Annotated in this window: 16 protein-coding genes; 7 read left to right on the top strand and 9 right to left on the bottom strand. The window is 34.8% G+C overall.

From position 1 onward, the window contains the following. Positions 1–259 precede the first annotated feature (259 nt). The 7 genes from BUR19_RS01015 to BUR19_RS00985 all read left to right on the top strand — a co-directional run bounded on the left by BUR19_RS01015 (position 260) and on the right by BUR19_RS00985 (position 11,668). On the top strand, positions 260–1,744 hold the full coding sequence (locus BUR19_RS01015) for a T9SS type A sorting domain-containing protein (protein WP_074233076.1): 1,485 nt from the start codon (positions 260–262) through the stop codon (positions 1,742–1,744). 177 nt (positions 1,745–1,921) lie between these two features. After that, complete coding sequence (locus BUR19_RS01010; protein WP_074233075.1) at positions 1,922–3,550, top strand: tetratricopeptide repeat protein; 1,629 nt, start codon at positions 1,922–1,924, stop codon at positions 3,548–3,550. A gap of 108 nt (positions 3,551–3,658) precedes the next feature. Further along, a complete protein-coding gene (locus BUR19_RS01005; RefSeq protein WP_074233074.1) occupies positions 3,659–5,989 on the top strand; it encodes a VPS10 domain-containing protein in 2,331 nt (776 codons plus the stop codon). Positions 5,990–6,128: 139 nt separating this feature from the next. Then, positions 6,129–8,687, top strand: coding sequence for a DUF2339 domain-containing protein (locus BUR19_RS01000; protein WP_074233073.1), 2,559 nt, complete (start codon positions 6,129–6,131; stop codon positions 8,685–8,687). After that, positions 8,671–9,888 carry a hypothetical protein gene (locus tag BUR19_RS00995; RefSeq protein WP_074233072.1) on the top strand — a complete coding sequence of 406 codons (1,218 nt, stop codon included), beginning with the start codon at positions 8,671–8,673 and terminating at the stop codon, positions 9,886–9,888. The genes BUR19_RS01000 and BUR19_RS00995 overlap by 17 nt, the downstream gene beginning before the upstream one ends. Before the next feature lie 185 nt (positions 9,889–10,073). Next, positions 10,074–10,604, top strand: a complete 531-nt coding sequence (locus BUR19_RS00990; protein WP_139297236.1) for a hypothetical protein — start codon at positions 10,074–10,076, stop codon at positions 10,602–10,604. 272 nt (positions 10,605–10,876) lie between these two features. Beyond that, positions 10,877–11,668, top strand: coding sequence for a GLPGLI family protein (locus BUR19_RS00985; protein WP_074233070.1), 792 nt, complete (start codon positions 10,877–10,879; stop codon positions 11,666–11,668). A gap of 113 nt (positions 11,669–11,781) precedes the next feature. Here BUR19_RS00985 and hemL read toward each other — a convergent pair whose 3' ends face one another. From hemL to BUR19_RS00945, 9 genes are all read right to left on the bottom strand, one after another. Continuing rightward, positions 11,782–13,062 (bottom strand): glutamate-1-semialdehyde 2,1-aminomutase, encoded by a 1,281-nt coding sequence (gene hemL / locus BUR19_RS00980; protein ID WP_074233069.1) that lies wholly within the window; start codon positions 13,060–13,062, stop codon positions 11,782–11,784. A gap of 62 nt (positions 13,063–13,124) precedes the next feature. Further along, entirely contained in the window at positions 13,125–14,189 is a 1,065-nt protein-coding gene (locus BUR19_RS00975; RefSeq protein ID WP_074233068.1) for a glucosaminidase domain-containing protein, read from the bottom strand. Positions 14,190–14,340: 151 nt separating this feature from the next. After that, entirely contained in the window at positions 14,341–15,264 is a 924-nt protein-coding gene (locus BUR19_RS00970) for a 1-aminocyclopropane-1-carboxylate deaminase/D-cysteine desulfhydrase (RefSeq protein ID WP_074233067.1), read from the bottom strand. A gap of 46 nt (positions 15,265–15,310) precedes the next feature. Then, on the bottom strand, positions 15,311–15,877 hold the full coding sequence (locus BUR19_RS00965) for a DUF6261 family protein (RefSeq protein WP_245798999.1): 567 nt from the start codon (positions 15,875–15,877) through the stop codon (positions 15,311–15,313). Then, the gene (locus BUR19_RS19085) at positions 15,849–15,986 is read right to left on the bottom strand and encodes a hypothetical protein (protein ID WP_245798998.1); all 138 of its coding nucleotides are present in this window, start codon (positions 15,984–15,986) and stop codon (positions 15,849–15,851) included. Before BUR19_RS19085 ends, BUR19_RS00965 begins: the two co-directional genes overlap by 29 nt. Before the next feature lie 299 nt (positions 15,987–16,285). After that, positions 16,286–17,239: a transketolase family protein gene (locus BUR19_RS00960; protein ID WP_074233066.1), complete on the bottom strand. Its 954-nt coding sequence runs from the start codon at positions 17,237–17,239 to the stop codon at positions 16,286–16,288. Between the two features lie 87 nt (positions 17,240–17,326). Next, on the bottom strand, positions 17,327–18,178 hold the full coding sequence (locus BUR19_RS00955) for a transketolase (RefSeq protein ID WP_074233065.1): 852 nt from the start codon (positions 18,176–18,178) through the stop codon (positions 17,327–17,329). Positions 18,179–18,303: 125 nt separating this feature from the next. Next, entirely contained in the window at positions 18,304–18,864 is a 561-nt protein-coding gene (locus BUR19_RS00950) for a porin family protein (protein ID WP_074233064.1), read from the bottom strand. A gap of 200 nt (positions 18,865–19,064) precedes the next feature. Next, positions 19,065–19,586, bottom strand: a complete 522-nt coding sequence (locus BUR19_RS00945; protein ID WP_074233063.1) for a hypothetical protein — start codon at positions 19,584–19,586, stop codon at positions 19,065–19,067. Positions 19,587–19,631: the final 45 nt, after the last annotated feature.

Below are 19,631 nucleotides of genomic sequence, written 5' to 3'. Positions count from 1 at the left end.
AAAACCGCCCTCACAGAAAAGAACGGTTTTAAAATGAATTTGGGTTTATCATTTTGGAGTTACTAAGGTAGAAAATAAGAAAACCTGTTCCAACTTTCTTGAACTGACTTTTAACAGAATATTAAATAAAAACTTTCCTTTTTGGAGAGTTTTTTTCGTTTTCACAGAAATTGACAATTGTTGTCACACAATGTCACGCCATAAATTAAAGCTTTCGGGTTTATACTATATAACTTCACTCAACAAAAAAAAATTATATATGGAAAAGTATATATTCTCGGGAATTTTAAACAGAGGAATTTTATCAATGACTGTTTTGAGTTTGACATTGGTTTTTGGACAGTATCAATCGAAAAAAATCACAGCTTCTACAAGGGAAAGCAGAGCAGAATTCGGGACGTCGGTTGCGATTAACAATCAATTTTTGGCGGTTGGCGCTTCCAGAGAAGCCATTGCAAAAGGTGCTGTTTATATTCATCAAAAAAGCGGAAACAATTGGAATTTCAATCAAAAAATCACGGCTCCGGATGGTTTCGAAATGGCAGAATTTGGAGGAAGTATAAAGTTTGGAAATGATTTTCTTGTGATTTCTGCAGGAAGGGCGGATATCGAAAATACAATCCGGGCTGGAGCTTTATATGTTTATGAGTTGAATCCTAACAATCAATGGAATTTCAAAAAGAAATTAATTGCTTCCGATTATGATAATGATGCATTGCTAGGCGTTAATCCGACTTCCATTGCTGTTGACGGGAATACGATTGTTGCTGGTGCTCCAGGATTCAGCAGTTGGAATGGTGCTGTTTATATTTACAAAAAAAATGGTAATGACTGGATAGAAGCACAGAAAATCACTTCATCGGAAAGTGTGGATTTTGGAAATTTTGGAATTGGTGTCAGTCTCTATGGCGATTATCTTGTGGTTGGCGCAAGTGGTGTCAACAACAGCGCAGGGAAAATTTACATTTATAAAAAGAATAATTCGGGTAATTGGATATTCCATCAGAGCTTAACGTCATCAGACAATTTTGAGAACTCTTATTTTGGAAATTCGGTTAGTATTTCTGGTAATGAATTGGTTGTTGGTGCTTATACAGAATCCAACACAGGAAATCCGTCGATGGCTTATATTTTTAAATTGAATGATAATGGCAACTGGGAAGAATCTCAAAAAATCCCAAGTTATGAGTCTTCCGAACACACCTATTTCGCCTGGATGTGTGAGTTGAAAAATGACAAACTACTCATCAGTAGTCCGCATCTTTATGGTGCTGAGCCAGGAAGAACATTGCTTTACAAAAAGAATAACCAGAATAATTGGGAATTTGACCAGGAACTGAAACCTGGAGATGATGTTGCAGAAGATTTTTATGGCTGGAGCCTTGCAATGAATGATAATGAAATCATCGTTGGTTCTGCGAGAGATAATTTTGATGATAATGAAGAAAATGAACTTAATGATGCGGGTTCCGCTTATATTTTCACTTCAACAGATCTTGCAACTAATGAAAGTAATCTTCCTAAAAAAGATGTAAAAATCTATCCAAATCCCGCTAAAGATTTCATCAACATTACAAGTAAACAACAAATTAATTTGGTTGAAATTCTGGACCAATCCGGAAAACGGATTTCGGAGTCCAAAGAATTAAAAATTAATGTTTCAAATCTTTCAAAAGGAATTTATATTCTGAAAATAAAATTCTCAAACGGAAGTTCATCGATTCAAAAATTGATTAAGAAATAATTTTAATTCTCGCAGATTTGCTGAATTTTTTCGATTTAATCTAAAATTTGCCGAATCAGTAAAATCTGCGAGAAATAGAATAAAACTAAAATTATCGAATAAATCAATTCTCACAATCTCATCTTTTTGCTTTTACGATTAATTATATCTATATTTCGTTATCGATTTGACTAGAAGATGAAATTATTTCTGAAAATAATCCCAATCATTATACTTTTTGTTCTGCCTTCCACAATGTCCGGGCAGTCCGAAAAAGAATATGAGGTCATCATCGATTCCGCTATTCAGAAGATGTTCCGAAAAGAACATACGAAATCTCTGGAAATGTTGATTCGTGTAAAATCTGTCTCGGAACAAAAGAAATGGGACAAATCCAACTTTCGCGCAACCAACAACATTGGTCTCAATTATTATCTGATGACCGACTTTGGCGAAGCTTTGAAATATTATCTCGAAGCTTATGATATCGCAACCAATATGCCGGACAAGAAACACGTGATGACGGTTGTGAACAACATTGCAATTCTTTATTTTCAGGAAAAAAATAACAAAAAAGCCTACGAATATTTCCTCAAAGCCTACCAGACTGCCAAAGAAAATAATCGAAATGAAAAAGCCGGCGCTTATGCAGTGAATCTCGGGTTGGTTCTGAATAAATTGAATAAAATCAATGAAGCCTATAAGTACATTCAGGAAGCTGAAATCCTGACAAAAGATGACCCAAAAGTCAATATAATGAACAAAATGGCTTTGGCAGAAAATCTTTATCTCAAGAAAAAATTTGAAGAATCTGAAGCTATCATCGATAATCTGATTCCTAAACTGGAAGCAGACAATCAAACTGAAAATCTTGTTTTTATTCTTTTGATAAAAGCGCAAATCAATGAGAAAAAAGGAGACTTTACTCAGGCAAAATCTTTGGCTTTACAGGCAAGAAAACTTTCTCCAAACATCAATAACAGAGAGGAAGTTTACAATTATCTTTCAAAAATCAATGCAGAAAGTAAAAATTATGATGAGTCTCTGAAATACAAAGATTCAGTAATTATTGCGAATGATTCGATTTCAAGAATTAATAATTCGGCACTGTTCAATAATGGAAAAATCAAGTTCGAAATGCAAAATTACCAGTTCGAACTCAAAGAAAGCCATCAACGTTTGAAAGATGAAAGAAAAATCTTCTACATCATCATCGCTTCTGCCGTTATCATTATTTTATTGGTTCTGCTTTTCCTTTACAATAACTCGATAAAATACAGACAGCAGAAAAAAATCACGCAACTGGAATTTGAGAAAAAACAGAGTGATAATCTGATTTTGACGCAACAATTAAAAGAACAGGAAACTTTGTCTTTGCTTGAAAAAGAACGTCTTAAAAACGAAATAGAACAACAAAACCGACAACTGACTTCACAAGCTCTAACCATCTCCAGCAGAAATGACGTGGTGGAAGAAATTATTGAAGCGATTGTCAATCAACCTGAGATTTCTAATAATACGAAACTGGTCAATTCTATCAAGGATTTGAAAATTCAGCTTAAGACTAATAATCAGTGGGATAGTTTTTTCAAACATTTTGAAGGCGTTAATCAGAATTTTATCACCACGCTCAAAGAAAGACATCCGGATTTGAGTTCTTCCGAAATCAGATTCATCTGTTATGTTTATATGAATCTCAGTCATAAAGAAATTGCATCCATTCTCAACATCAGTCCGGAATCCTGCAGAAAAAGAAAGGAAAGAATCAGTAAAAAAATCAATCTTCCTGACAAAATAAACTTATACGACTACATTTCAGCGATATAGACAAATCTACGTCACGCAGAAATTGGATTGATGTCACGCAATGTCACGCCATTGTTGATATAATTTTTTTTATTTATCATCAATTTTACATCAATAAATTTTTGAAATATGAAGAAAATATTGACTTTATTTTTATTGGCAATTTGCTCCGGTCTTTCTACAATGCTGACGGCTCAATTGTCATTTTTAACTTCACCAAATTATGGGCAGGTCTTTGATGTGACTTATGACCCAATCAAGCCTGATGTTTTGTATGCCAATACGGTAACCAATCACATTGTGAAAAGTTCTGATAATGGAAAAAATTGGGAAGTGCTTTACTCTTTTCCAATTAATCTGAGTTTTGGAACAATAAAGGAATTAAGATGGACCGCTGACCAGAAATACCTGAGTTTTATTTTAACTTCGGAAGGGACAGCTTACAATCAGGTAATTATCATCGACCCGGAGAATGGCAACGTCATCAAAAAAGTCGATTCTCCAAATGGAAATCAATCTGGAAACCTTATAATGTCCTACTCGATTACGGGAAATAACTACGAAAATATTCTTTTGCACACGACTTATATGTACAATTTTGGTCTTGTGACGGATGTTTTCTACAGCAAAAATGGCGGAGACGACTGGCAAAAAGTTTACACAAGTTCCAACAACGATGGCGTTCACGTGAATAATGTCGCAATCCATCCAAGAAATCCCGACAAATTATTTTTAGCAAGAGGTTTTTCTCCGGCAGAAAAAAACGGTGGATTATTTGTGTCTGAAAATGCCGGAAATAGTTGGACAGAAAAAATTGCCGGACAGAATTATTCTGCCATAACTTTTGACCCGATTAATCCTCAAAAAATGTTTTTAGGAACATTTTATCTCACAGAAACTCAAACGGAAAATCTCTATCAATCTACAGATGGTGGCGATAACTGGGCAATTGTTCCAATCACTTGGACAACACTTTCAAGCAACAGCATTCAAAAAATTGTCATCAATCCAAAAAACACAAATGATATAATGGTTCTGGAAGAAAATGAGATCGTGATATCAAAAGACGGAGGAAACACTTGGACAAACTATGTTTATCCTGCAAATGATTTGGAAAATAAATATTATTATGGACTGAACGCAACTTATAATCCTTCGAATAGCAATGAATTGATTATCAGTTCCAATTACTATCCTTTTCATTCTTTGGATGGCGGAATCACGTTGTCGAGATTCAAAAATCCATTTGCAAACAATACCGATAAGGTAAGCTTTCACAACAGCATAGAAAAACATTTGTATTACGGATTGAGAAGAGGCTTTATTCATCAGAACTTACAAACCGGAGAAGAAACACCAATTAATCTTCAGGCAATCAACTTCTTCCCGAATTTTACTAATAACGGACTTTTTGCTGATCCATTAGTTTCCGGAAGAGTTTATATCAGTACAAGCGGTTTTATGGGTTCTACCTTTGCGGTGAGTGCAAATCACGGCGCAGATTATTCCACCGGATATACTGATTATGGACTGAATATTATGAAAATCGCTACATCCAAATCAAATACCAATCATTCCTGGGTAGCTTTCAGCGAGATGGTGAGAAAATTTGATTTTACAAATATGAGTGGAATTACAAGTGAAGAAGTGATGTTGCCTTCGTTCGGTACTGTTTTCGGAATCAGCATCGATGAAAGCAATGAGAATAATGTTCTTCTTTCCCAGAACAATCAAGTTTACAGAACAACAGACGGCGGACAAAACTGGACACCATCGGAAAGCGGATTGGAAGTTTTGGAAAAAGATGTAGATTATATTTACGACATCACAAAAAATCCTTTTGACAAAGATCAATTGCTTTTGTCCACAACTCAGGGGATTTTCATCTCCAATGATGCCGGCGTAAAATGGAATCAAATCTATAGTGGTAATGTCATCAACAAAGCTGAATTTTCGCCGTACAAAAATGGTGTTATTGTAGCAACCTCCAATTTTATGAACGGAAGCGGCGACGGTTATGCTTATCCACCTTCGCAGGTAAGAATTGTCTATTCTAAAGATTTTGGACAAACCTGGAACGAAGTTTCTCCTGAAAGTTTGGGTCATCTTTTCTCAGAATCTTCAGCCATTAATTTTCTGGAAGATGAAAAAGCGGACATCTACTTCAGCACGTCAGATTTAGGATTGGTGAAATATCAAATCAGTCTGGAAACTTTGGGAACTGGCAATAATTCCCTATCAAAAGCCGAACTGATCATCTATCCGAATCCAACATCTGATTACATTACGATTTCTAATGACAAAGTGAAAGAATCTTCGATTATAGATTTCACTGGAAAAACTTTACTGAAATCAACGTCGAAAACAATCGATTTATCCAATCTTCCGAAAGGTGTTTACATTCTGAATGGGACATTGGAAAACGGAAAATCTATTTCGAAAAAAATCATCAAGAAGTAAAAATTTCTTCATATCAAAAAAAAGAGACTTAGCAAAAATTTGTTAAGTCTCTTTTGATTTAATTAAAGATTGGTCTCATATTTCCTTATTAATCCAAAATCACGCGTATTTTTTTATATTTGTTAACAGAAGCACATTTATGGAGATATTTTTATTACTGGTCGTTATACTTTTTGTGATAATTATTCACAACAAAGTCAATTCTAACCATCAAGCCACTCAGGATTCAATCAGAAAACTGCAGGAGAAAATCGATTCTTTAAAATCAGGAATCCAAATTCCACCTGTAAAACAGGAAGAACCAGAGATTCCAATTATCAAAGAAGAAATCAAACCGGAAGAAATAACACCAACTCCTGTTGAAGTTCCTCCGTTATTCGAAGAAGAAATCATCGAAGAAAAACAGCCGGAAAGTATTGAAAATACAATTCCTCCAGTTGAAGATGAACTTCCAAGAGCGGAACAAAAAGTGGCTTTCTCAGCAGAAAGTACGATAAGAGAAGTTGTACCGTCTAAAAAATCGTGGCTGGAAAACTTCAGGGAAAATAATCCTGACATCGAGAAATTCATTGGAGAGAATCTGATTAATAAAATCGGGATTCTGATTTTGGTTTTAGGAATCAGTTTCTTTGTGAAATATGCGATAGATAAAGATTGGATTAATGAACCAGCACGTGTGGGAATTGGCGTTTTGGCAGGCGCGCTTGTGATGGGCGTCGCTCATCGATTGAGGAAAAATTATGCGGCTTTCAGTTCTGTTTTTGTAGCCGGAGCAATTAGTATTTTTTATCTCACAATTGGAATTGCTTTCCACGATTATCATCTGTTCAGTCAGACTGTGGCGTTCGTTATAATGGTTGTCATTACCATTTTCAGTGTGTTTGTGTCTGTTTCTTACAACCGGAAAGAACTGGCTGTTTTATCATTGATTGGCGGTTTTGCCGTTCCTTTTATGGTAAGTACAGGCGAAGGAAATTACAAAGTTTTATTCACTTACATTGCGATTCTTAACATCGGAATGTTGATGATTGCTTACTTCAAAAAATGGAATCTGGTCACTTTGTTGGCTTTCATTTTCAGTTGCCTGCTTTATTCTGCTTGGTTTGGAAAAGGCTTTTACGACGACAAATTACCATATCGTGGCGCTTTGTTTTTTGCTACTATATTTTACCTTATTTTCAGTATTGCTACTGTTATTCATAACCTTAGAAACAAGGGAACTTTCACGAAGCTGGAATATTTCATAATGGTCGCTAATACGTTCTTCTATTTCGGGATGGGAATCAGTATTATCGAAAACTGGAAACCGGAATTCAAAGGTTTATTTACCGTTGTTTTGGCTTTGTACAATTTGGTTTATGCGATATTCTTATATAGAAAGTTCGGGTTGGACAAAAATGCGATTTATCTTTTATTAGGACTGACTTTAACCTTCGTGACATTAGCCATTCCGATTCAGTTCCAAGGCAATTACATCACTTTATTCTGGGCTGGAGAAGCCGTTTTATTGTTCTGGCTTTCTCAAAAATCGAAAATTGCAACCTTCAAATTAGGCGCAATCATCGTTCAGATTTTGATGTTCGGAAGTTTGATTATGGATTGGGAAAAATATTATTCCAGAAACCTGATGGAACTGAAACCTTTCATCAACCGAATGTTCATCACAGGAATCGTTTCTTTGGGTTCCTTGATTTTCACTTATATTTTATTGAGTAAAGAGAAAGAAAAAACTGATATTTTCGGTTTTGAATTCCATCCTTCATCCTATAGAAATATTATTTTAGGCGTCGGTATTTTGGTCGGCTATTTTACCGGAATACTGGAAATCAGTTATCAAGCTAACGAATACATCAGCAATTATTATTCGGCCTTGTCGTATTCGGTTTTGTATCATTTCTTGTTCAGCATTGGAATTATTTATTTCGTTTTGAAACTGAAAGACCAATTTTGGAACAGTTTCACAATGCTTTTGGCTTCGGTTAACATTCTTTTATATATAACTGTTTTCTACAAGCTGACTTACAATGAAATGATGGAAAATTTTGCTCTCAATCTATCTTCCAAATCAGCTTTCTTCGTACATTATATCTTATTGATTTGTCTGGCTTATTTCGGATATGTTTTGATTAAATTCAGAAATGAAAGTCTGTTTTCCAAGCTTTTGAATCACAAATTGGCTTTGTGGGTTTTCGCATTTTGCATTGTTTATGTTTTGAGTAATGAAGTGATGATTCACGGATTAATGTTTACCAAAGACATTATTTCTCCTGCAGAATTAGCTAAATATCCATTGAATAAAACCGGTCACAGCTACGAAAAAGAGATTTTCATCGATGATAAATTCGAAGCGGTAAAGGTTCAAATCATTAAAATCGGCTATCCGATTCTTTGGGGTGTTTTATCTTTTGTTTTCCTGATTATCGGCATCAAAAAACAAAATCAACCGTTAAGGATTATCGCTTTGTCTTTATTAGGTCTTACGATTATCAAATTATTTATTTACGATATCAAAAACGTTTCGGAAACAGGGAAAATCATCGCCTTTATTTTGTTAGGTGTTTTGATTTTGATAATTTCATTCGTTTATCAAAAGATTAAAAGACTGGTTGTAGATGAAACCAAAATCTCTTTGGATAAAATTGAAAACTTAGAAGACCAAACAGAAACTAAAAACCCAACCGATGAAGAAATTAATTAGTCTAATACCAATTCTAATAGCGAGTTTTTCCTTAGCTCAAACTTATCAGGGAAAAATCAATAAAGTCTCGGAAAACGGATTGCATCAGATTTTGCTAACTCCGGAAGTTCGTTCTGCGTCACAGAATAATATTGATTTTTTAAGAATTTTTGATTCTAAAAATAATGAAGTTCCTTATGTTTTTTATGAAGGGAAATCCAGCAATTCCAGTTCAAAAAATTTCACAATCATTTCCAAATCTGCCGTTCCGAATGTGGCGACTTCCATTATCATCTCCAATGAAAACGCATTGAATATTGACCATCTGACGCTGAAAATCGCCAATACGGATGTAGAAAAAAAGTACAATATCAGCGGAAGCAACGACCAGAAAGAATGGTTTGGATTGGTCATTAATCAAAAAGTAATCGGACTGAATGATGCCGGCGAAAACTTTGTGGAACGTGATTTTACGTTTCCTTTGAACAATTACAAGTTTTTGAAATTTGATTTCATTGATAAAAACTCTTTGCCAATTAATATTTTGGAAGCCAGTTTGGAAGAAAACCATTCCATCAATCAATCGAAAACTGAATTACAAAACTTCACTCAAAAAATTGAAACGAATAAAAAATTAAAACAAACCAGAATCACAATTACTTTTCCAAATTCACAAGTAATTGACGGAATCAGTTTCGAGATTTCTTCACCGAGTTATTATCTGCGTGACGCAAGGATTTTGATTAATAAAACCCGAGTTTATAAAAAATCGACTGAAAATTATGTCGAGAATATTTCTGCTTTTCAACTCAATTCAAAAAGTAAAAACAGATTTGATGTTCAAAGTTTTTTCGCAAAAGAATTCATAATCGAAATTGATAATCAAGACAATCCGGCTTTAGAAATTAAGAAAACTAATCTTTTTCAATCGCCCGTCAGCATTCTAACCGATTTGAAACCGAATGAAAATTACACTTTAAAAATTGATTCCACTTGGTCAGCTCCACAATATGACCTCGCCAATTCCGGAATTGATTTTAATCAAAATTATCCTGTTACAACCATTTCGAACTTGGAAAAATTAGAACAAGCAAAATCTAAAGAAGCAGAAAAAAACTTTTGGCAAACGCCTTTGTTTATGTGGATTTGTATTGTTTTAGCTGTTGCGATTATTGGTTATTTTGCGGTTGGTTTGGTTAAGGATATAAATAAGGAGAGTTAAATGAGTAAAATCAACATATTGAAATTTTTTCTAGCTAAGTTCTATCAAGGTTTTAGTAAAGTATTATCTGGAAATATTTTAGTTATATCTAAATAAGATTTTTTGTTCTTCATTATTTAATTATTTTTAAGGATAATTAGTTTGGACTGACGCAATGCGTGAAGACAGATGTTAGGCAATATTTTATGAAAAAATACCTATTTATTTTTGTTTTTGTTATTTTTAATCAAACTTTTGGACAAATTCCTAAATTAAAAAAAACGTATTCGCTAAATCCAACAATTGATTATTTTATAGATAACTTACAAGGCATTAACCACGAAAATATTGTTATAATTGTTAGTTTTTTCTATGATAAAAAAGAGAAGTCATTTTTGTTAGATTTAACTTGCGAGAATGTTAAGCTAATTTTTGATAAATCTGAAAAAAACATTTATAAAATTTATAAGTATAAAGACTATAATCTTCTTTTAATAGGACAAAATTCGCAACAAATTAAGTTCCTGAATTCAATAATTAAAAATTTGAAACCTAACATAAATTCCAATGTTGAATTTTTAGGTAAACAAAAATATGGTATAAGTAATGACCCTTATTCTTGGTATTTAGATTTTAATAAAAAAATGAATATTAAAAATATTTATATCACTGAAGATGAATCAACTGAAAAATATGCTAAAATAGTTTCAAAAATTATGGAATTAAGCAAAAAGTAATAAAATGTAATGGCAAAATATCTATAAAAATAAAGGCAACAAAAAACCTTTCCAAAATCGGAAAGGTTTTCTTTAACTAATACTGTAACTTCCTAAAAACTTCTAGCGTTTTATCAATCATTTCTCTTACGTGTCCCATTTTTACGATTACGAACAAGATACTCACACCAACGTGGGTAAACAAAATTTTGTTTCACTTAAAAAAAAATATAAATATTAAAACTTCGTTTATCCTTGTATTAGAAGGAATTTTAAACAAACACTCGTCACAAATGAAATTAATTATATTTTTTCTTGGAATTTCTACCTTTTGCTTCTCACAAAAATTGAGTTTCATTTACGAAACAAAATACAAACTGAATTCAGAAAATCCGGATGATGTTAATTCCGAGAAAATGATTTTGGATTTAAAAAATAATGTTTCAATTTTTAGAGATTCAGTAGAAAAAGAAGCAGATTCACTAAAGCTGAATAATGGAAAGGAAATATTTAAAATGGGCGTTGAAAACAAATTCTATGTCAAAAAGAATCTTGCTCAAAAAAGAATTGAAAAAGTAATAACTTATTTGGGAAAAGATTATCTTCTTCCAATTGAGGAAATATTAGATTGGAAAATATCTTCCGACCAAAAAATGATTGGAAAATATAAATCTCAAAAAGCAGAAACTACGTATGGAGGAAGAAACTGGATTGCTTGGTTTACAACAGAATTACCTTTTGGAGATGGTCCGTATATTTTCAATGGTTTGCCTGGGTTGATTATTTCTATTCAAGATTCAAACAATGATTATTCATTTAATTTGATAGAAGTCAAAAAAGGCGATAATATTTTTGACGCACGCACGAAAACAATAAAAATTGATTGGAAAAAATATGAAACACTTGCAAAATCATATTTTAATGACCCATATGATGTAAAGTCAAAGATGGGAATATGGAAAACTGTGACATTTACCGACCCGAAAGGTAATACAATGGATATTTCTGTAAAAAATAAAGAAATACAGAATAATATTTTACAAGAAAATAATCCAATCGAATTAAATCACAAAATAAACTACTAATAAAAACTTCTGCTAACATTATATTGCAAAACGCAGGATGAATTGCTGAGTGGAAAAGCCCAACACAATACAAAACAAAAAACCTTTCCGATTTTGGAAAGGTTTTTCTTTATCTAATACTGAAACTTCCTAAAAGCTTCCAGCGTTTTATCAATCTCTGTATCACCAATCGCAGAAGAAATAAACCAAGTCTCATAACCACTTGGCGGAAGATAAATCCCTTGTTCCAAAACCTGATGAAACAGATTGTTGAACAAACCAATGTTGGAATTATTCACTTCGTTAAAATTACTCGCAGAAGTCACATCAAAGAAAATCGACATCATACTTCCCTTTCTGTTGATTCTGTGTCGGATTCCTTTTTCGTTCAGGATTTTCCCGATTTCGAAATCCAAGGTTTCTGTTGTTTTGTCTAATTTTTTATAGAAATCCGCGTCTTCTTTTATAAGCTGCAACGTTTTAAGTCCGGCTCTCATTGCGAGGGGATTTCCGCTCAAAGTTCCGGCTTGGTAAACGCGTCCTCTTGGCGAAAGCCAATTCATAATTTCGTTTCTTCCCGCAAAAGCACCAACAGGCAATCCACCACCAATCACTTTCCCATAAGTTACCAAATCTGCTTTCACGCCCAAAGCTTCCTGAGCTCCACCAAAAGCCAAACGGAATCCCGTCATTACCTCATCAAAAATCAATAATGCTCCGTTCTCATCACAGATTCTTCTAAGATTTTGAAGGAACTGATTTTCCGGCAGAATACAACCCATATTTCCGGCAATCGGTTCTACGATAATCGCCGCAATCTGTTCAGGATTATTTTTGAAAAGTTCTTCAACTTGTTCGATATTATTATATTCAGCAAGTAATGTATCTTTTGCTGTTCCTTGAGTTACTCCGGGAGAATTTGGGCTTCCAAAAGTAGCCATTCCACTTCCAGCCTGAATCAAAAACGAATCCGAATGTCCGTGATAACAACCTTCAAACTTGATGATTTTTTCTCTTTCAGTATAACCTCTCGCCAAACGAATTGCGCTCATACAAGCTTCGGTTCCCGAAGAAACCATTCTGATTTGGTCAACATTAGGAACATTTTCCACAATATATTTTGCAATCTCTGTTTCCAATTCTGTCGGTGCTCCGAAAGAAAATCCTTTTTCAGCCTGTAGTTTCAGCGCTTCCAAAACTTCTGGATGTGTGTGACCGAGAATTGCTGGTCCCCAAGAATTGATATAATCGATGTAGTTTCTGTCGTCTTCATCTGTAAGGTAAGCACCTTTTGCATATTTCATAAAAATCGGAACACCTCCAACAGATTTGAAAGCACGAACCGGCGAATTAACTCCGCCCGGAATATATTTGTACGCTTCTTCAAAAAGCGTTGAACTTCTTTGGTATAACATTTTAGTTGATTGTTATTGGTTGATAGATGTTAGTCCAAATTCTAACATCTAGTTTATAATTTCTAAGCTCTCGGCTTTTTACTTTGCAGATAAATCACTTGTCCGGCTCTTGGTTCTTCCCCAGCTTCCATTCTGTTTTTAGAATACAATTTCTTCAATTTAATTCCGAATTTCTGAGCAATATCGTGCATTGTTTCACCAATTCCGGCTTTGTAAGTTTCTTTATTTCCTGATGAGTTTTTGCCTTCCAAGAAGATAATATCATTCTTCGCCAGTTTAGAATCTTCCAACTCGTTATACTTCATCAGACGTTTTTCACTGATTCCGAACTTTTTGGCAATATCAGAAATATCAGCGTTCACAGGCATTACAAAGAATTTCAAATCGCCATTAGGATGATTTTTTACAAGAATATTTTTCAGAAGTGCTGTTTTCGTATTGGCATCTACAATATCAGAAACTTCGGATTGTTTTTTCGCGTATGAACCTTGCGAATAAGGCACTTTCACAGTTGGTGGAGCAACTTTTTCATTCTGTTTTTCCTGACCAAGCTGAGCCATAAAAACCGCATCGTTATTAAGATTCGGATACAATTTCAAAATCGCATAATAAACCTCATCTTTCGTCGTATTATCAAATTCATAAAGTTTATACTTCTCGATTTTATCAATCAAAATATACGCATATCTCGGATTAGTCGCATATCCCGCTTTTTTCAGACCGTGAGCCCAAGCTTTGTAATCTTTCGGGTTCAGGTCAAACAATTTGGTGTAATATTTTCTCGTCGCCAAAAAAACCGAATGGTCTTCGTAGGATTGCTTTGGGTCTTCATAAACCCGGAAACACTCGTTGGGCGCATCATCCGTGTGTTTCATTGTTTTTCCCGTCCAGTCTTCCTTACATTTGATTCCGAAATGATTTTTCCCTTCCTGCGCCAATCGGCTTTGTCCGCCACCGGTTTCCAAAAGTCCCTGAGCAAGCGTGATACTTGCCGGAATCTTGTATTTTTCCATTTCTTCCACCGCATAAGGCGCAAATTTTTGGACATATTGGTCTTCAGTTTTCCAGGTTTGCGCTTTCACAAATCCCAGAACACACACCAAACCAATCCCAAACAATCTTCTCATTTTCGATATTTTAAAATATTTATCTTCTTATTTTTTTAGGAGCTTAATCCCGCTATCCACTATTACTCCTCGCGCCAAGTCTTTCCCATCGCTTGCTGTGGGGTAACCGTTACTATCGGGGCTAGGGATTTCTACATCAATTCACTTTTCGTCAAAAAATCGAATTTTCAAAATCAATCAACGGTCTATGTTTACCTTTCAAAAACAGATTTGCACCTTTGATTCCTTGTAACCCACCAGTATGAAATGTCAAAATCTTTGAACCTTTCGGAAAGAATTTTTTTTCTGCCAAATCAAAAATCTTCTGCATCATCTTTCCAGTATAGATTGGGTCAAGCGGAATCTTATATTCCTCAAAGAACCAATTTATAAAACGGATATTCTCATCCGATATTTTCCCGTATCGATTTTCATCCGCATCAATCAATTCAAAATTGTCTCTACCGCTCCATTGCTTCACTAAGTTTTCCAGCGAATTATCCTTAACAACTTTGATTCCAACAACTTTCTGATTCTCTTCTGCAAACTTCGAAATCCCTGCAATTGTTCCTCCGGTTCCGACTGCGGTGCAAAGATAATCAAAATCTTTGGTGTCGTTTCCCAGCATATATTGGACACCTTCAACTGCCATTGCATTACTTCCACCTTCCGGAATAATGAGTGCATTTGGATATTTTGCAGAAAACTCTTCAGTTAATTTTTCTTTGTTCTGATAATCTTCTCTGGAAACAAAGAAGAATTGCATTCCGTTTTTGGAAGCTTCGGAAAGCGTGGGATTGTCTTGCCAATTATTTTCTAATTCATTCCCTCTGATAATTCCAATCGTGGGAATTCCGAATTCATTCCCAAAAGCAGAAACCGATGCAATATGATTAGAAAATGCTCCACCAAAAGAAATTAACAAAGGATTTTCCGGTTTCGATTCCAGATATTGATTGACATTGAAGAAAAGTTTCCAGAATTTGTTCCCGGAAATTTTGGGATTGATAAGGTCTTCTCTTTTGATAAAAATCCGGACATCAAAATCAGTTTTGATTTCGATAATGGGGATTTTATGTTCCGGAATCTGAAGCATCTTCAAAAATAAAAAATTGAGAGCGAATAATGGACTTTTAGAACAATTAATTGAGGTCAGAATTCTTCGCCGCCATTACCAATTCATTCATCTCCGCATAAAGCAGACGCCATTCAGTCACATTTTTCATTGCAGTGAGAAGATTCAGAAAAGACTTTAGCACTTTTTCCAATGCTCTTCGGGTGGCAGACGCACTTTTTGTGAGCCTTAATTCTGCATTGGAAGTCGCCTGCTCAGCAAATAATTCTTCAAAAGTACTTTGTTGGACCTTCAGGTCATCTATGGTTGAAGTCAGAAAAAGCGCATCAATTTTCTGTTGATTCTCGGGTTGTTGCAGTTCCTCCAGAAGTTTTTTCATTTGGGCAGTTTGCGAAGAATAACTGAGCTTATCCAGCGCCAGACCATACTTTTTAATAATCTGATAAAGCGCATCTGCCATCTGATAATTCGGCAATCGTGGCATATCTTTGTAGCCATCCAGAAATTTTTTGAGGTTTCGGAATGCAGTATCTCTCTCAGCATCCGCATCAGCAACCAATTTTCCTTTTCCACTGAAACTTGCTTTGCCATAAGCCTTATCATAATCAGTATTTTCTGCTTTGATGTCTGCCAAAAGAGGATGCGAAAAGATTACCAAATATTTCCCTATCTGCTGTGCTGATGATTCTCTGTGCGAGTGTCGTCAAATCTTTGGTCGACAATTCTGATAATGTAATTTTCATTCAATGTGTTTTTTTAATAATTCATTAAAAATAAAAAAACAGATGATTTAAAACCATCTATTTTTAATTGATACAAAAGTCTGTTTTGATTTGCCAAGTCAGATTAGACTTTCACAGATATCTGTTTGAGTTCCGCAGGTCAGATTAAACCTTTACAGATTTATGTTTGAGTTGCGCAGGTCAGATTAAACCTTCACAGATTTCTGTTTGGGTTGCGCAGTTGAGATTACATTTAAATTAGTCGTCAAACAAAAAAATCCACCATAACGGTGGATTCTATAAGATATAATTAATTAAAATTATTTTGTTCTTTCGATGATTCTTTTCACTGCTTTTATCACAGCATCTGCATCGATTTCATACTTCTTCATCAATTCTGCCGGTGTTCCAGATTCCCCGAAAGTATCGTGTACCGCTACAAATTCCTGAGGCGTTGGTCTTCTTCTTGCAAGCATTCCAGCGACAGATTCACCAAGTCCACCAAGATAATTATGTTCCTCTGCAGAAACTAATTTACCAGTTTTCTCTACAGACTTCAAGATAATCTCTTCATCCAAAGGTTTGATGGTGTGGATATTGATAATTTCAACCGAAATACCTTCTTTTTCCAACTCATCTGCCGCTAACAAAGATTCCCAAACCAAATGTCCGGTTGCAACAATCGTTACATCTGTTCCCTCTTGTAAAAGAATTCCTTTTCCAATCTCGAAAGGCATATCCTCCGGAATAAAAACAGGAACTACAGGACGTCCGAATCTCAAATAAACAGGACCTTCGTGTGCAGCAGCAGCCAAAGTTGCCGCTTTTGTCTGGTTATAATCGCAAGGATTGATTACCGTCATTCCCGGTAACATTTTCATCATCCCGATGTCTTCCAAAACCTGATGTGTTGCGCCATCTTCACCCAAAGTAACTCCAGCGTGAGAAGCTGCAATTTTTACATTCTTGTTAGAATAAGCAATCGATTGACGAATCTGGTCGTAAACTCGAGAAGTTGCAAAGTTGGCAAAAGTCCCGGCAAAAGGAATTTTCCCATTGATTGTAAGACCGGCAGCCAAGCCCATCATATTAGCCTCAGCAATACCTGTCTGGAAAAATCTTTCCGGTGCTTTTTCTATGAATTTCTCCATTTTAAGCGATCCAATTAGGTCTGCGCAAAGTGCCACAACATTTGGATTAGTATCAGCTAACTCTGCCAATCCTGCTCCGAAGCCTGAACGTGTATCTTTTTTTTCTGTGTATGTATATTTCATTTTATTATAATTGATGGATGATAGTTGATAAATGATTTTATATTATTGATAATAAATCACTCATCATTAATAATTTATCATTGATAATTAATAATCTGCTGGTGCTTCTAAGTATAATTGTTTGAAAGCTGTTGCCAACTGCTCATCATTAGGCGCTTTTCCGTGCCAAGCGTGACTTCCTACCATAAAATCTACACCACTTCCCATCTCTGTATGAAGAAGAATCGCAACAGGTTTTCCGTTTCCGGTTTCTGCTTTTGCTCTGTTTAAGATTCCGATAACTGCTTCCAGATCGTTTCCGTTTTTCTCTTCAAGAACCAACCATCCGAAAGCTTCTAATTTTCCTCTCAAATCTCCCAAAGACAATACATCATCTGTATCTCCATCAATCTGTCTCCCGTTATAATCTATAGTTGCGATGATGTTATCTACTTTTTTTGCAGATGCATACATCAATGCTTCCCAGTTTTGACCTTCCTGCAACTCACCATCACCGTGAAGTGTGTAAACCAAAGAATTATCTCCGTCTAATTTTTTACCCTGAGCAGCTCCTAAAGCAACCGACAAACCTTGACCTAAAGAACCTGAAGCCACTCTGATTCCCGGTAAACCTTCGTGTGTCGTTGGGTGACCTTGTAATCTTGAGTTTAATTTTCTAAAGGTTGCCAATTCTGCAACCGGAAAAAAACCAAATCTCGCCAGTGTGCTATAAAACACCGGAGAAATATGCCCGTTTGAAAGGAAAAATAAATCTTCATTCTTACCTTCCATAGTAAAAGGTAGTTTGTAGTTCATCACTTCGCCGTAAAGTGCTACGAAATATTCTGTACAACCAAGAGATCCTCCGGGGTGACCACTGTTTACAGCGTGAACCATTCTCAGAATATCTCTTCTGATCTGCGTTGAAAGGCTTTTCAGCTCTTCTATTGATTTGCTCATTATATTGGATTTGCTTTCTTGCGAAATTACGTTTTTTTGATGACCTCAAAAAATCTGCGGTTATAAAAATTCCATAAAAAAACCACTCAGATTTGAGTGGTTTGAATTATTTATTTTAAATAAAATTATTTTCCAAACTTGTAAGTTAAACCAAATTGGAAAACTCCGTTTCTATAAGAATCACTTCCGTCATTATCTTTGATAATATCTGTAACACCGGCAACATATCTTACATTTGCACCTAAACTAGAAGTGAAATTATATCCAGCTCCTAAACCAATCCCTAAATCAAATCCGTTTATAAAGTCTTTTGCATCTTCTGAACCACCATCCCATTTTTCTTTTGCACTAATCGCAAAACTGAATTCTGGGCCAGCTTCTAGATAGAACTGAGGTGTTGCTTTATATTGGAACATTACAGGTACTGAAATATAATCTAAATTTAATTTTCCGTCACCTGCTCCATCATACTTTACTCCTTTACTATTATAAAGTACTTCAGGTTGAAGACTGAAAATCTCTGCAATTGGAACATTAACAAAAGCTCCGGCGTAAAATCCAAATTTAGCTTTACTATCTTCCGAATTCGAAACACTTGAAACATTGGCACCAGCCTTTAAACCAAAAGTTTGTGCATTGGACAATCCAAAGATTGCAATTGCGGCTGTAAAAATTAATTTTTTCATAGTTGTAATTTTAAAAATGTTATTAATTGTTAATTTAACTTAAAACATTGCTAAATTAATATTTTTTTCCAAACTTCAAAATAAATTATAAAAAATCTAAAATTAATGCAACTCAGCATTTTTTTTAAGATTCGAACAAATAAAAAACTCCAGTCTAAAAAGACTGGAGTTTTTAAATCTATTTTGTGAAATACTTATTCTTATTTCAAATAAAAATTATATCCTACGATTACTGCACCGACAGATTCCTTCCCGACAACCGGGCGGTCATCGTAATATCTTCTGTTGTCTCCTGCAATACTTTGATAACCAATGTATAGTTCACCTGTTGGCATATTATACATAAATTTTGGAACTGCATAGAAACCTCCATTAACATTGTCTGCCGTAGATATTGCATATCCTAAGTCAAGTCCTACTCCGATTGGTGCACCAGAAAATGAATATTTACCTGAAACTGCTACAGGAATAAAACCAAAATCATCAGCTTTTATTGATCCTCCTGGATAATCATAACTTTTACCTATATAATGAGAATATCCTGTTGCAACACCAAGGTCAAACCCTTTTGCAATATTCCATCTATAAGCAGCGTCTAATCCTAAAGTGAATGGTGAGTTACCTGTAGTTGGAGCTCCAATGTGAGCACCTAATTTAAATCCTTCTTGAGCTTGTGATAAACCAAATACAGCAATCGCAGCAGCTAAAAATAACTTTTTCATAGTTTTAAAAATTTAATTTCCAGGAAACCTTAACCAAGTTTTATA

It is taken from the genome of Epilithonimonas zeae, from assembly GCF_900141765.1.
GTDB classification, from domain to species: Bacteria; Bacteroidota; Bacteroidia; order Flavobacteriales; family Weeksellaceae; genus Epilithonimonas; species Epilithonimonas zeae.
Note: the sequence above shows the minus strand (reverse complement) of the source record. Positions and strands in the feature narration are given on the sequence as shown.

Coding starts and splice junctions, on each gene's coding strand:
- BUR19_RS00955 (WP_074233065.1), bottom strand. CDS start 18,178: ATGAGCAAATCAATAGAAGAGCTGAAAAGCCTTTCAACGCAGATCAGA.
- BUR19_RS00945 (WP_074233063.1), bottom strand. CDS start 19,586: ATGAAAAAGTTATTTTTAGCTGCTGCGATTGCTGTATTTGGTTTATCA.
- BUR19_RS01010 (WP_074233075.1), top strand. CDS start 1,922: ATGAAATTATTTCTGAAAATAATCCCAATCATTATACTTTTTGTTCTG.
- BUR19_RS00970 (WP_074233067.1), bottom strand. CDS start 15,264: ATGCTTCAGATTCCGGAACATAAAATCCCCATTATCGAAATCAAAACT.
- BUR19_RS00995 (WP_074233072.1), top strand. CDS start 8,671: ATGAAGAAATTAATTAGTCTAATACCAATTCTAATAGCGAGTTTTTCC.
- hemL (WP_074233069.1), bottom strand. CDS start 13,062: ATGTTATACCAAAGAAGTTCAACGCTTTTTGAAGAAGCGTACAAATAT.
- BUR19_RS00960 (WP_074233066.1), bottom strand. CDS start 17,239: ATGAAATATACATACACAGAAAAAAAAGATACACGTTCAGGCTTCGGA.
- BUR19_RS19085 (WP_245798998.1), bottom strand. CDS start 15,986: ATGAAAATTACATTATCAGAATTGTCGACCAAAGATTTGACGACACTC.
- BUR19_RS01005 (WP_074233074.1), top strand. CDS start 3,659: ATGAAGAAAATATTGACTTTATTTTTATTGGCAATTTGCTCCGGTCTT.
- BUR19_RS00985 (WP_074233070.1), top strand. CDS start 10,877: ATGAAATTAATTATATTTTTTCTTGGAATTTCTACCTTTTGCTTCTCA.
- BUR19_RS00990 (WP_139297236.1), top strand. CDS start 10,074: ATGAAAAAATACCTATTTATTTTTGTTTTTGTTATTTTTAATCAAACT.
- BUR19_RS01015 (WP_074233076.1), top strand. CDS start 260: ATGGAAAAGTATATATTCTCGGGAATTTTAAACAGAGGAATTTTATCA.
- BUR19_RS01000 (WP_074233073.1), top strand. CDS start 6,129: ATGGAGATATTTTTATTACTGGTCGTTATACTTTTTGTGATAATTATT.
- BUR19_RS00975 (WP_074233068.1), bottom strand. CDS start 14,189: ATGAGAAGATTGTTTGGGATTGGTTTGGTGTGTGTTCTGGGATTTGTG.
- BUR19_RS00950 (WP_074233064.1), bottom strand. CDS start 18,864: ATGAAAAAATTAATTTTTACAGCCGCAATTGCAATCTTTGGATTGTCC.